A 12,684-nucleotide genomic window follows, 5' to 3' on the forward strand; every position below is an offset into this window, starting at 1 on the left:
ATTATTACCTCGCTTAGGCACTCTTACCCCGCTTAGGCACTCTTAGCTCTCATAAAAATATACAGCACCAGTGATAAACACACTCTCAATGTTGTTAAATTGTTTGAACCCACGCTGTCTGAACCCACGGTTCAACAAGACGAAACTCCTCACGTGCCACCAAAATGGCCAGAACCGGCGGACGCCCCGTCGCCTCTTGATGAACTGCTACACAGGGACATCAGCTTCGTTGTGTTTGATGAGCTGCACCACGGGCAGTCGGCAGCGACGGCACCCATCTTCTGCCACAGCTCAAACTGCCTCTTACAGTCCATGCACGCGTATTCATATGTCGGCATAGTTTAGCTCTCCTTACGCTCCAATTTTTTCAATGTCGCATATACTAACATAATCATGTCTCAATTTAATATATGCCATGAAAAATTTTATATATTCGGGTATGCCAGAAAATTTGACAAACATTTTTTATTTATGCTTAAATAGACAACCTTTAATGGCAGTCCCGTGAGGCTGTAAGGAGACAATATGAAGCTGTCCGCCGCTAAAAGAAACTGTAGGCCGCCCAAAGAAACTGTAGGTTGCTCAGAGAAACTGTTCGTCGCCAGAGGAATTGATATATGATAGGACGAGAACTCCTCAATGAAACTGACATCGCCCGAATGCTCTCCCGCATGGCACACGAAATAATAGAGAGAAACGAGGGTTGTGAGGATGTCTGTATAGTGGGAATTCACCGCGCCGGGGTGTATATCGCAAGGCGTTTGTCGCAGATAATACAGCTCATAGAAGGGGTACTGATTACCGTTGCCTCTCTTGATATATCCTTTTACAGGGACGACCTGAACCTGAGAAAAAATCATCCCATCGTCAGAAAGACCGAGATGCCAATTGATATTAACGATAAGAAGATAATCCTCGTAGATGATGTCCTTTACACCGGCAGGACTATAAGGGCAGCTATGGATGCCCTGAACGACTTTGGCCGGCCGGCGCAGATACAACTGGCCGTGCTTATTGATAGGGGACACAGGGAACTTCCCATTCGGGCCGACTATGTAGGGAAAAATATTCCAACGTCACGGTCGGAAAATATTAAAGTATTACTTAAAGAAGATGCCGAGCAGGACAAGGTGCTCGTCGTTAGAAAGGACGGCAATGACTGATATTTTTTGTTTTAGGGATTCATGGAAAAAGACCTGTTAGATATTAAAAGCGCCGCCACCGCCGACATTGAGCTGATACTTGACACCGCCTCGTCGTTTAAGGATGTCCTGTCGAGGGATATTAAGAAAGTCCCTACTCTAAGGGGCAAGACGGCGGTGAATCTGTTTTTTGAGCCTTCTACCAGAACAAAGACATCATTTGAGCTGGCCGAAAAAAGGCTCAGCACCGATGTTGTCAACTTCGTCGTGCCGACAAGTTCTGTGGCCAAGGGAGAGACCCTTTACGATACGATTAAGACTATTGAGTCCTATGGAATAGATTTTATAATCATCAGACACCAGTTTTCAGGAGTGCCGCATTTTATCTCAAAGATTTCAAAGGCCTCTGTAATCAATGCCGGAGACGGCATCAATGAACATCCCACGCAGGCCCTGCTTGACGCCTTCACAATCAAAGAGAAAAAGGGCGCTATCGCCGGCCTGAAAATAGCAATCGTAGGGGACATATCGCACAGCAGGGTGGCAAAATCCAATATCTACTGCCTGAAAAAACTTGGGGCGGTTATAAGATTAATCGCGCCGCATACCTTAATCCCCCCCGGCATTGAAAACGACGTGGCAGACATTTACCATGACATCGGGGAGGGGATAACCGGAGTTGATGTAATCATGACGCTGAGGATACAACGGGAGAGGCAGACGGGTGGTTTTTTCTCTTCAACCGACGAGTATTTTAAATTCTGGGGGCTGACACGCAAGAGGCTTGACAAGGCCAGCCCCGATGTAATTGTCATGCACCCAGGCCCAATGAATCGCGGCGTGGAGATAGCCTCCGAGGTTGCCGACAGCAGCCACTCCGTAATCAACGCACAGGTAACCAATGGCCTTGCCGTCAGGATGGCGGTTCTTTATCTATTGGACAGCGCGAGGCCAAGAAATTGACTGATAAAGCAAACAGACACTTGAGGTATGAGGAATAACGTATGGATTTAATTATTAAAAATGGCCATATCGTTGACCCTTCGCAGGGGATGGATTTTATTGGCAACATCTGTGTTGAGGGCGGCGTGATAATAAAAATAGAAGATGCCGCCGGTGCGACCACCACGGAAACCACCACGGAAACGACGAAGGTAATTGACGCCTCCGGCCTTTACGTCTTCCCCGGGCTTGTTGACATGCACACGCACTTAAGGGAGCCGGGGTTCGAGTACAAGGAGACCATAAAAAGCGGCACACGCGCCGCCGTCAGGGGTGGCTTTACCAGTGTTTGCTGTATGCCCAATACAAAGCCGGTAAACGACAACGAGACAGTGACTGAGTTCATAGTGAAAAAGGCGATATCCGAGGGTTATTGCAACGTGTTTCCCATAGGGGCGATAACGAAGAGGCAGGAAGGCGCGGAGCTTGCCGAGATGGGCATGATGAAAGACGCCGGCTGCGTAGCATTTTCTGACGATGGAAGGCCGGTAACCGATTCGATGTTGATGCGCCGTGCCCTTGAGTATTCAAAGGTGTTCTCATCGCCTGTTATATCTCACGCGGAGGACTTATCACTGTCCAACGGCGGCGTGATGAACGAGGGGTATCTATCCACGACGCTTGGTCTTAGGGGGATTCCCGCGGCGTCTGAGGTGATAGCGATACAAAGGGATATTGAGCTTGCGAGGCTGACAGGCGGACGGCTGCACATCGCCCATTGCTCAACGGCGGGTGGGGTCAGGGCGATAAGAGAGGCAAAAAGAGACGGGATTGCCGTTACGGCAGAGACATGCCCGCATTATTTTCACTTAACTGAGGCAGAGGCCAACGGCTATAACACCGCCGCAAAGGTAAACCCTCCGTTAAGAACCAAAAAAGATGTCAAGGCCGTCAGAGAAGGTATTAAAGACGGCACCATAGACGTAATAGCCACTGACCACGCCCCTCATCACAGAGATGACAAGCTCTGCGAATTTGACAGGGCGGCCTTTGGAATATCGGGGCTTGAGACGGCTTTTTCGCTGAGCTACGCGCTGGTTAAAGAGGGGCTGTTGACGTTGAATCAATTAATAGAAATGATGACTATCAGGCCGTCGCATATATTAGGACTTGACAAGGGCACATTGAAAGCAGGCGCCGACGCCGATATTGTTATAGTAGATTTAAACAAAGACTTTATCGTTGACTCTGAACAGTTTGTATCTAAAGGAAAAAATACACCATTCAATGGTTGGCGGCTCACTGGGCTGCCTGTAATGACAATCTGTAAAGGCATAGTGAGGTATCACTTTAATAATAACGATTTAACGGCGGTTGGGGTATGAAGAAAAAGGCTGTACTGGTGTTGTCTAATGGTTTGGTATTTGAGGGGGAGTCCTTTGGCGCCGGGGGAGAGGCCATAGGCGAGGTGGTTTTTAACACGGCTATGGCGGGTTATCAGGAGATATTGACTGATTCCTCGTACAAGGGGCAGATAGTGGCGATGACATATACGCAGATTGGAAATTATGGGGTCAACGCGGAGGATATCGAATCAAAAGGCGGACCAAAGGCCGAGGGTTTTATAGTGAAGGAGTATCTGGATTATCCAAGCAATTGGCGGGCTGATGGGGCGCTTGGTAGCTATCTTAATAAACACGGCGTTGTTGGAATTCAGGGCATAGACACGCGTGCCCTTACGTCGTGCCTGAGGGACGCCGGGTCTATGATGGGGATAATCTCTACGGATGGCCGCTATACACCGGCGGCGCTGTTTGAGAGAATCAGGGAACATCAGGGAATCGGCGGGATTGATTTAGTGAAGGAAGTTACGACAGAGCGGCCATATAAGTGGCCTGCCAGTGAGAAGGCCTGGGGTTATGAGGACAGCGGCTCAAACGTGATGCCCATTCATCAGGGACAGTTGAAGGTGGTGGTCTATGATTTTGGGGTTAAGCGCAATATACTTAGGAATCTTGCCTCGGAAGGATTTGATGTAATGGTTGTGCCTGCGGCAACCAGCAGCGCAGAGGTGCTTGAAATGAACCCTGACGGGATATTACTAAGCAACGGGCCTGGCGACCCTGATGCGGTCTCCTATGGGATTCAAAACGTACGGGAACTAATCGGCAAAAAACCCATCTTCGGCATTTGTCTGGGGCATCAAATCCTCGGATTAGCGCTTAACGGGCGGACATACAAGTTAAAATTCGGCCATCACGGCGGCAACCATCCAGTTAAGGATATAGCAACGGGCAAGGTGGAGATAACCTCGCAGAACCACAACTACTGTGTGGATATTGAATCCTTAAAAGGACAGGTTGTCCTCACGCACACGAATTTGTACGACGGCACGCCCGAGGGAATCAGGCACGTGGAGCTGCCCATATTTTCGGTGCAGTATCATCCGGAGGCTGCCCCAGGGCCAAACGATTCCAATTATTTATTCAGGAGATTTAAGGCTATAATAACAGGAGGCCAATATGAGAATTAACAAAAGCGGCATTGAAGAGGGTTCGATGGTAGAAGTCACAAAAGATGGCAAGCCGGTATTATTAGCAAACATAGACGGCAGGTTTTATGCCGTGGGCGGCGTATGCCCGCACATGAGGTGCCACCTTCAGAAGGGCGCGCTTAATGGCGGCATTGTGACGTGTCCATGTCACGGCTCGTCATTTGACGTGAAAACAGGCGTGATGTTGTCATGGGTTAAAAGTATGTCAAGAGACCTTGCGAGATTATCAGGGTTTTTTGGATGGGCAAAGGACCTCAAAAGATATGAAGTGCGCGTGGACGGCGATTACCTGGAAATCTCTTAATTAACATGGCTATTAACAGAAATAATGAGGCCGCCCAATATGACCCCAATATGAATAAATACGAACAGCGCAAGTGGGCACTAACAGACCTGCTGCCATCTTCCGGCGCGCCCGAAACAGAGCCAGAAACAGATAAGATTATCGGGGATTTAACATCATTGGTTTCAGAGATTGCCTCGTATAGGGAGTTCCTGATCGCCGACGTGTCAATCAGTGATTTTACCGCGTTTCTTAGTTTGATTGAGAGATTTGCTGTTGAATCGAACCGCCTTACGGCATATTGCCAGTTGTGGTTTTCTGAGGATACGCAAAATCAAGCCGCGCTTACATTTATGGGGCGTGTGGAGCAACTGTTGACAGATATGTATAATGAGACGCTCTTCTGGGGGTTGTGGTGGAAGTCCATAGGGGATGAGGACGCGGGACGCCTGATGAGCGGTGCCGGTGATTTATTTTACTACCTGCAGCGGGAACGTGCCTTTAAGCCGCATATCCTGACAGAGCCGCAGGAGAAGATAATTAATATAAAGGACATAAACGGTATAAACGCCGTCATTACAATCTACGATATGCTCACAAGCAAATATGTATTCGAACTGGAGGTTGAAGGCAAGAAAATAAGGCCCCTCACGCGCGATGCCCTCATGTCATATGCCCATCATTCAAACCCGGCGCTGCGTGAGGCCGCCTATAAGGAACTCTTCAGGGTCTATTGCAATGATGAGGTAGTCCTGTCACAGATATACGCATACAGGGTACGCGACTGGGCGTCTGAGCATATCAGGATTAGAAATCACGAATCGGCCATCAGCGTGCGCAATCTTGCCAACGATATACCAAACGCGGTAGTAGATACGCTGCTAAGCGTATGCGTGGAGGAATCCCATGTATTTCAAAGGTTTTTCAAGATAAAGAGCCGGTTGCTTGGACTACCAAAACTCAGGCGGTACGATATATATGCCTCCGTAAGACGCGACGACGGGCGGCTCATCCCATACTCCACGGCGGTTGAGACGGTGTTGGACAGTTTTAATAAATTCTCTCCGGTAGTGGGGGCGTTGGCGAAGAGGGTTTTTGACGAGGGGCGCATAGACGCCGAGGACAGGATGAATAAGAGGACGGGGGCGTTTTGTTATGGGGTGCTGCCGAATATGACGCCGTGGGTGTTGATGAACTACACTGGGAAACCGCGGCAGGTCGCTACTCTGGCACATGAACTTGGGCACGCGGTTCATGCCCTTGCGGCTGCCGGGCATTCGGTGTTGACGTTTCATGCCCCGTTGCCCCTTGCCGAGACGGCGTCGGTGTTTTCGGAGATGCTGCTTATGGAGCGTATGCTTGCGGAGGAAGCCAACCCCGAGGCAAAGACTGCCCTTATCTGCAGCGCGCTTGACGATATCTATGCCACGGTGCTGCGCCAGGCGTATTTTGTCCTGTTTGAGCGTGAGGCGCATGTGATGTTGGCAGAGGGGAAAAACCCCGTAGAGCTGAACGCACTCTATTTGGAGCTTATGAGAAAACAGTTTGGCGATTCGGTGGAGCTTACTGATGATTTCCAATACGAGTGGATGGCGATTCCTCATTTATTTCACACGCCGTTTTACTGTTACGCGTACAGTTTTGGCGAGCTGTTGTCGCTCTCTCTGTATAACATGTACAAAGAGGAGGGCGGCGGATTTGTTGATAAATTACTTAAAATCTTATCATACGGCGGTTCGGCCTCCCCGCGGGATATATTGAATGAGGCGGGCATAGACATATCAGACGCCGGTTTTTGGCGCGGCGGTTTTCGGGTTATAGACGGGTTTATAGATAAACTGTTATAATCAGGCTATATAATCGGGAGGTACTTGATATGTCAGGAAGACTTACGTATCGTCCGTTTGAATCGCTGATAAATGTCTCAATCGAAGAGGAAAAAAGTGAGATTCCAGCCCCCGTGCCAACCGACATTGACTATTTTTTGACGGCAATGGAGCGAGTCAAAGAGATAAAGGAGTTCAGGGAAATCCCATATTCTCCATCGGCAGTTGCCACACCGTCCCGAAGACCGTCAGACGATATTGATGCCGCGGCTGTCCTGACAGAAATCGTGACTGGCAAGAGCAAGGTAGAGATACGAAACACACAGGAGTACGTGGAGTGGGCAGCAACAGGGCGCGGTGAGGAACGAAATCCCGCCGCAAGAAAGGACCTCTTAAATCGCCTCCATCGGGGTGAGTTTTCTGTGCAGGACTTCTTAGATTTACACGGGTTTACCCTTGAGGAAGCAGAGATAATGGCGGGGGAGTTCATCAGGGATTCTGTGAGGCGGCGGCTGAGGTGTGTGAAGATAATCCACGGCAGGGGGCTGCGTTCGCCGTCTGGTCCGGTGATAAAGGACGCCCTAATGCGCTGGCTCATAGGCCAGAGAAAATACGTCAAGGCCTACGCAACGGCAAGGGGATGTGACGGCGGCCTTGGCGCGGTCTATGTATTGTTAAAGTAATGGTTTCAATTAAGAGGGGAAAACCAAAGTGCTGACAAGATTAAAAGTCTCAGGATTTAAGAATCTCGTAGATGTGGATGTAAGTTTCGGCCCGTTTACGTGCATAGCCGGCGGCAACGGCGTCGGGAAATCCAACCTGTTTGACGCGATATTATTTTTAAGCGCATTAGCAGAAAAACCATTCATGGACGCTGCAATGTTGGTACGAGATAATAATGGCACACCCTCGGCAATTAAAAGTCTATTTCACAGGCACGGGGACAACTATGATAATAAAATGACATTTGAAACAGAAATGATTGTATCGAAAAAAGGTATAGACGATTTAGGGCAGGAAGTAAAAGCTAGTAATACGTTTCTTAGATATTCACTTGAATTGGGTTTTAACGAAGATAAAGGCGGTATAGAGTTGCTAAGAGAAGAGCTTGACCCGATAGAGCTTGGTGATGCTTCTAATCACATCCTTTTCCCCCATGAAAAGGTATGGCTTGATTCCATAGTCATAGGAGAGAGTGCAAGCTCACTCATTTCAACTAAAAAAAATGAGTTTGGAGCCTATATAGAGACTCGTGTAGAACATGGAGATGATTTTGATGAAAGGGTTTTCCATATTCTTGCCAAAAGTATTATGACCAAAAGTTTACCGAGAACAATGCTATCTTCACACAGGATAAATGTTGCTGAGACACCCACAGTATTAATGGCAAAAAAAGAAATGCAATCATGGAGATTACTGCTTCTTGATCCATTGGCTCTTCGCAAGTCCGATGACATCAAATTTAATACGCCAACACAATTAGGGAAGGACGGTTCACATCTTCCCTCAACTCTTTACAATCTATCGAAAGCAAACGGGAATGATGAATCAAGGGTTTATCAGGCGCTCGCCAATCGGCTTTCTGAGCTTATTGACGATGTCTCTGAAATAAGCGTTGACAGGGACGAGAAACGTGAACTGATGACGCTTGAGCTGACTGACCGTAAGGGAACAAAGTTTGCCGCCCGCGATTTGTCAGATGGAACTCTGCGGTTTTTGGCGGCGGCTGTGATTGAGGCTGATGAGCAGATGCAGGGGCTTTTATGTATAGAAGAGCCTGAAAATGGTATTCACCCTGCCCGAATACCCGCGATGATTAAACTTCTTAAATATATAGCTGTTGACGCGAGGTTGCCAGTAGAGGAGGGTAATCCGCTTCGCCAGGTCATAATTAATACACATTCACCGGCGGTTGTCGCCCAAGTTCCTGATGACACCCTTATAATTGCTGAACTCAGAGAGACCATAAAAGATAAGAAGCGATTTAAAATCGCACGGTTTAACTGGCTGGCCGATACATGGAGGGCAGATAATCAGCCAACAATCAGACCTGTGGATAAGGGTACAATTCTTACATATTTAAATCCCGTTGCCTATGAGTCCGAGACGAACTCTGATCGAGTCATTGATAGAGAAGACCTTCAAAAATACCTTCCTTCCTATTCAGAGGATTAAAAATGGGCGAAATTAATTATACTTTATTGGCCGATGGAAGTTCCGATGAAAGACTTATTCCCATTCTTGAATGGTTATTTGATAAACACTGTCCTGACAAATCTGTTAAGGGGAAAATGGCCGATTTTAGCAAATTGCCGAAAAAACCAATAAAATTAGAGGATCGTATAGAAACGGCTTTAGATATGCGTTACTGTGACATTCTTTTCATTCACCGTGATGCAGAGAAAATCCAACACAAGGAGCGAGTGCAGGAGATTCGCAAGGCGATTGAAAAGATACCGGTTAAACCTTCAGCGGCTGTATGCGTTGTGCCTGTAAGAATGACTGAGGCATGGCTGTTAATTGATGGGGCGGCAATACGAAAGGCTGCCGGTAATCCCAATGGGGATATTGCCCTGAAATTGCCAAAGCCAAAAGAATTAGAAACGATTCCAGATCCAAAGGAAGTACTATCCCAGCTCTTAATGCAAGCAAGTGGATGTACCGGAGGGCGGAAGTTAGATAAATTTAAAGAAGATATTTCAGAAAGAGCCTTCAACGTAGCTAAAAATATAGAAGATTACTCAACGTTAAGGAGCTTGTCAGCGTTTCAATCTCTTGAAGAGGAATTGAAGGAAGTTTTGGGCAAAATAAATTGTAGTGAAGTTGATTGATGGAGGCCATTCGTTGGATGCCTCTGACACTTAGATTTTTAGACATCTGAAACATCCCTGTCATGTACCCTGCAAATTGATTAATCATCCCGATTGTTACAGTGAGTGTATCATGCAAAATTGTAGGACGCTACATTTATGTATTGGCTCCTGTCGGGCATTATCCTTATATATCAAGTAGTTATATTCAGGCATGGTTTTTGATTATAGCAGGTATACATATAGGCCATATCAGGCCATTGACTAAGGAGGATTTGATGAAAAAGATCGAGGCCATAATCAAACCGTTCAAACTTGAAGAGGTAAAAGACGCCCTCTCGGCTATCAACATTCAGGGCATGACTATGCTTGAGGTGAAGGGGTTTGGGCGGCAGAAGGGGCACACGGAGCTGTACAGGGGTTCAGAGTACGTGGTGGATTTCATACCTAAGATAAAGATAGAACTGGTGGTGGCACAGGACATGGTAGAGCAGGTCATAAAGACGATAGAAAAGACGGCGTGGACAGGCAAGATAGGAGACGGCAAGATATTCGTCTCGAGCATTGAGGAGACGATGAGAATCAGGACAGGTGAAAGGGGCGAGATCGCCCTATAGCAAAAAACGCTTCAAAAGGAGATGGAAGTGAGAAAGTTTATACTGCTGGCTTTAGTAGGATTGGCCCTGTTTTCAGCGACAGCGGCCTTTGGGGCGGACGCCCCGGCACCCAAGGTCGTAAACAGCGGGGACACTGCGTGGATGCTCGTTTCAACGGCGCTGGTGATGTTGATGACGCCGGGGCTTGGGTTGTTTTATGGTGGAATGGTGAGAAGGAAAAACGTCCTTGGAACGATAATGCACAGTTTCGCTATTCTTTGCATGGTAAGCGTTATCTGGGTCTTATGGGGATATACGCTATCATTCGGGCCGGACAAGGGTGGGATAATCGGTGGACTTGAGTGGTTTGGCCTGAGCGGGGTAGGGCAGGAGCCTTCGGACTACGCACCTACGATACCTCATCTGGTGTTTATGATGTATCAGGGGATGTTTGCTATTATAACTCCGGCCTTGATAACGGGGGCGTTTGCGGAGAGGATGAAGTTCTCGGCGCTGCTGTTGTTTTCGGCCTTGTGGCTGACGTTTGTCTATTCACCGCTCTGTCATTGGGTATGGGGCGGGGGCTGGATAGGGGCAAAGCTTGGGGCGCTGGATTTTGCCGGAGGTACGGTAGTGCATATTAACTCGGCCGTTGCCGCCATTGCCGCGGTGATTGTGATAGGCAAACGCAAGGGCTATGGCAAGCTGCCGATGCCGCCGCATAATTTGACGATGACGATAACCGGCGCGGCGCTTCTATGGTTCGGGTGGTTTGGGTTTAATGCGGGCAGCGCCCTGGCCTCCGGTGGGCTGGCCTCGGTGGCCTTTGTGACGACAAACACGGCAACTGGTATGGCGGCAATGGCGTGGATGTTCGTAGAATGGGTTCACAGGGGAAAACCGACTGCTCTTGGAATAGCCAGCGGCGCGGTTGCGGGGCTTGTGGCTATAACTCCGGCGGCAGGTTTTGTCACACCCATGTCAGCCATAATAATTGGCGCTGGAGCGGGGGTTATTTGTTATACGGCCGTCAGTCTAAGGCCAAGGTTTGGCTATGACGATTCGCTTGACGTAATCGGCGTCCATGGTGTCGGAGGGACTTGGGGGGCGGTGGCTACGGGACTGTTCGCAACAATTGCGGTGAATTCGGCTGGTAAAGACGGGCTTTTCTATGGAAATCCCGGCCTGCTATTGACACAGCTTATAGCGATTGTGTCAACATACGTGTTCGTGTTTATAGCGTCGCTGATACTGCTAAAGATAGTTGATATGATTGTCGGCCTTAGGGTCAGCGAAGAGGATGAGGCAAATGGCCTTGACCTTTCGGTTCACGGCGAAAACGGCTATGACTTCGAGACTTAGTGGGGGCAGCCGTGCTAATAAAAAGGAGGAATATGAAATGAGAAAACTAACACGGGTAAAATTAGCACATTCATTGAGTACTGTTTTATTATCTATGGCGCTATTAGTTGCCATGCTCATCGCTATGTCAGGCATACCTGCCTATGCCGAAGAGGAAAAGGCTGCCCCTGTTGCGAAGGAGGAGGCTGCCCCTGCCAAGGAGGAACCTATCCCTCTTGCAGGCACGGCCGGGCCTGATAACGCCTCTGTCAGTGTGGTATTCAGTGCGTTTAACAGATATATCTACAGGGGATATGAGTTAAGTACCCGCAGCATGGTTTTTCAGCCGTCGGTAACGTTTTCCTGGATGGGGTTTGCGGCAAACGCATGGAGCAACATAGACACGCGTGAGCAGGCGACTCAAAGTTTTGTCCCGGACAGACCCGGCCAGGCAAGTTATAACGAGGTGGATATAAAGCTCAGCTATACGCGCTCATGGGGGGGGGTCAGCCTGACAGGCGGGTATATATATTACGGCCTGCAGTATGCCAAAAAGACTCAGGAGGTTTTTTTGGCTGCGGCGCTGGATGTTATTACAAAGCCTGTCCTTACGGTGTACAGGGATGTGGCGGGATATCCGGGGATATATTATAACCTTGCCTTCAGCCACTCTGCCCCGCTTTCTATGATTATGAAGGATATGACGCTTGACCTCGGCGCGAGCTTTGGCTATGAGCAGGGCACATCCCCCTATTGGAGCACGTATGAGGCGGCATCAACATCTGGCGGCTTGGACGCTTACACGGGCAAAAAATACAGCGCCTTTCACGACGGCATGTTAATGGTCGGCGTAACCATTCCGATAGTAAACAACCTGACCGTTCAGCCTGTGGCGATGTACACGTTCCCCCTGTCGCACGACGCCAGCAGGATGGTTAACGGCGTATCGTATAATCCAAACGGCGCGCTTGACCAGAATTTTGTATACGGCCTGAATCTGACGTATAATTTCTGATAAACAACGGACCCCGCTGCCGCCACCTCTACCCGGCGGCGGGGTTTAAAACTGTATGTTGGGCACGATAAATTTGTTCTCCATCATAAGTAAGCGGTAGTTGTTTAGTTTGTTGCCATTCTTAGTCCCTTTCTGTCATTCCGGCTTGCAGACTGTGTCACAATAGTAAAGCAGC

The 12,684-nt window shown here is 48.5% G+C and carries 13 protein-coding genes; 12 read left to right on the forward strand and 1 reads right to left on the reverse strand.

What is annotated here, in order from left to right; genetic code table 11:
* Window positions 1-149: 149 nt before the first annotated feature.
* Window positions 150-338, reverse strand: a complete 189-nt coding sequence (locus AB7D94_RS06430) for an FmdB family zinc ribbon protein (protein ID WP_420264913.1) — start codon at window positions 336-338, stop codon at window positions 150-152.
* Between the two features lie 279 nt (window positions 339-617).
* Here AB7D94_RS06430 and pyrR point away from each other — a divergent pair, with 279 nt between their 5' ends.
* The 12 genes from pyrR (at window position 618) to AB7D94_RS06490 (ending at window position 12,509) form a co-directional block, all read left to right on the forward strand.
* The gene (pyrR, locus tag AB7D94_RS06435; protein ID WP_420264914.1) at window positions 618-1,163 is read left to right on the forward strand and encodes a bifunctional pyr operon transcriptional regulator/uracil phosphoribosyltransferase PyrR; all 546 of its coding nucleotides are present in this window, start codon (window positions 618-620) and stop codon (window positions 1,161-1,163) included.
* A gap of 21 nt (window positions 1,164-1,184) precedes the next feature.
* Window positions 1,185-2,105 carry an aspartate carbamoyltransferase catalytic subunit gene (locus AB7D94_RS06440; protein ID WP_420264915.1) on the forward strand — a complete coding sequence of 307 codons (921 nt, stop codon included), beginning with the start codon at window positions 1,185-1,187 and terminating at the stop codon, window positions 2,103-2,105.
* A 41-nt stretch (window positions 2,106-2,146) separates the two neighbouring features.
* On the forward strand, window positions 2,147-3,469 hold the full coding sequence (locus AB7D94_RS06445; RefSeq protein WP_420264916.1) for a dihydroorotase: 1,323 nt from the start codon (window positions 2,147-2,149) through the stop codon (window positions 3,467-3,469).
* The gene (gene carA / locus AB7D94_RS06450) at window positions 3,466-4,617 is read left to right on the forward strand and encodes a glutamine-hydrolyzing carbamoyl-phosphate synthase small subunit (protein WP_420264917.1); all 1,152 of its coding nucleotides are present in this window, start codon (window positions 3,466-3,468) and stop codon (window positions 4,615-4,617) included. Before AB7D94_RS06445 ends, carA begins: the two co-directional genes overlap by 4 nt.
* The gene (locus AB7D94_RS06455; RefSeq protein WP_420264918.1) at window positions 4,607-4,942 is read left to right on the forward strand and encodes a Rieske (2Fe-2S) protein; all 336 of its coding nucleotides are present in this window, start codon (window positions 4,607-4,609) and stop codon (window positions 4,940-4,942) included. Before carA ends, AB7D94_RS06455 begins: the two co-directional genes overlap by 11 nt.
* A gap of 5 nt (window positions 4,943-4,947) precedes the next feature.
* On the forward strand, window positions 4,948-6,768 hold the full coding sequence (locus tag AB7D94_RS06460) for a M3 family oligoendopeptidase (RefSeq protein WP_420264919.1): 1,821 nt from the start codon (window positions 4,948-4,950) through the stop codon (window positions 6,766-6,768).
* A gap of 29 nt (window positions 6,769-6,797) precedes the next feature.
* The gene (locus AB7D94_RS06465) at window positions 6,798-7,430 is read left to right on the forward strand and encodes a Smr/MutS family protein (protein ID WP_420264920.1); all 633 of its coding nucleotides are present in this window, start codon (window positions 6,798-6,800) and stop codon (window positions 7,428-7,430) included.
* A 28-nt stretch (window positions 7,431-7,458) separates the two neighbouring features.
* Entirely contained in the window at window positions 7,459-8,922 is a 1,464-nt protein-coding gene (locus tag AB7D94_RS06470; RefSeq protein ID WP_420264921.1) for an AAA family ATPase, read from the forward strand.
* A gap of 2 nt (window positions 8,923-8,924) precedes the next feature.
* The gene (locus AB7D94_RS06475; protein ID WP_420264922.1) at window positions 8,925-9,578 is read left to right on the forward strand and encodes a hypothetical protein; all 654 of its coding nucleotides are present in this window, start codon (window positions 8,925-8,927) and stop codon (window positions 9,576-9,578) included.
* A gap of 257 nt (window positions 9,579-9,835) precedes the next feature.
* A complete protein-coding gene (locus tag AB7D94_RS06480; protein ID WP_420264923.1) occupies window positions 9,836-10,174 on the forward strand; it encodes a P-II family nitrogen regulator in 339 nt (112 codons plus the stop codon).
* 21 nt (window positions 10,175-10,195) lie between these two features.
* Window positions 10,196-11,515 carry an ammonium transporter gene (locus AB7D94_RS06485; RefSeq protein ID WP_420264924.1) on the forward strand — a complete coding sequence of 440 codons (1,320 nt, stop codon included), beginning with the start codon at window positions 10,196-10,198 and terminating at the stop codon, window positions 11,513-11,515.
* 37 nt (window positions 11,516-11,552) lie between these two features.
* Window positions 11,553-12,509 carry a hypothetical protein gene (locus AB7D94_RS06490; RefSeq protein WP_420264925.1) on the forward strand — a complete coding sequence of 319 codons (957 nt, stop codon included), beginning with the start codon at window positions 11,553-11,555 and terminating at the stop codon, window positions 12,507-12,509.
* The last annotated feature ends 175 nt before the right edge of the window (window positions 12,510-12,684 follow it).

The organism is Candidatus Magnetominusculus dajiuhuensis (assembly GCF_046044395.1).
In the GTDB taxonomy this organism is placed as follows: Bacteria; Nitrospirota; Thermodesulfovibrionia; order Thermodesulfovibrionales; family Magnetobacteriaceae; genus Magnetominusculus; species Magnetominusculus dajiuhuensis.

Excerpts from the sequence above, each read along its gene's own strand:
- AB7D94_RS06430 (WP_420264913.1), bottom strand. The coding sequence starts at position 338 with ATGCCGACATATGAATACGCGTGCATGGACTGTAAGAGGCAGTTTGAG.
- pyrR (WP_420264914.1), top strand. The coding sequence starts at position 618 with ATGATAGGACGAGAACTCCTCAATGAAACTGACATCGCCCGAATGCTC.
- AB7D94_RS06440 (WP_420264915.1), top strand. The coding sequence starts at position 1,185 with ATGGAAAAAGACCTGTTAGATATTAAAAGCGCCGCCACCGCCGACATT.
- AB7D94_RS06445 (WP_420264916.1), top strand. The coding sequence starts at position 2,147 with ATGGATTTAATTATTAAAAATGGCCATATCGTTGACCCTTCGCAGGGG.
- carA (WP_420264917.1), top strand. The coding sequence starts at position 3,466 with ATGAAGAAAAAGGCTGTACTGGTGTTGTCTAATGGTTTGGTATTTGAG.
- AB7D94_RS06455 (WP_420264918.1), top strand. The coding sequence starts at position 4,607 with ATGAGAATTAACAAAAGCGGCATTGAAGAGGGTTCGATGGTAGAAGTC.
- AB7D94_RS06460 (WP_420264919.1), top strand. The coding sequence starts at position 4,948 with ATGGCTATTAACAGAAATAATGAGGCCGCCCAATATGACCCCAATATG.
- AB7D94_RS06465 (WP_420264920.1), top strand. The coding sequence starts at position 6,798 with ATGTCAGGAAGACTTACGTATCGTCCGTTTGAATCGCTGATAAATGTC.
- AB7D94_RS06475 (WP_420264922.1), top strand. The coding sequence starts at position 8,925 with ATGGGCGAAATTAATTATACTTTATTGGCCGATGGAAGTTCCGATGAA.
- AB7D94_RS06480 (WP_420264923.1), top strand. The coding sequence starts at position 9,836 with ATGAAAAAGATCGAGGCCATAATCAAACCGTTCAAACTTGAAGAGGTA.
- AB7D94_RS06485 (WP_420264924.1), top strand. The coding sequence starts at position 10,196 with ATGGAAGTGAGAAAGTTTATACTGCTGGCTTTAGTAGGATTGGCCCTG.
- AB7D94_RS06490 (WP_420264925.1), top strand. The coding sequence starts at position 11,553 with ATGAGAAAACTAACACGGGTAAAATTAGCACATTCATTGAGTACTGTT.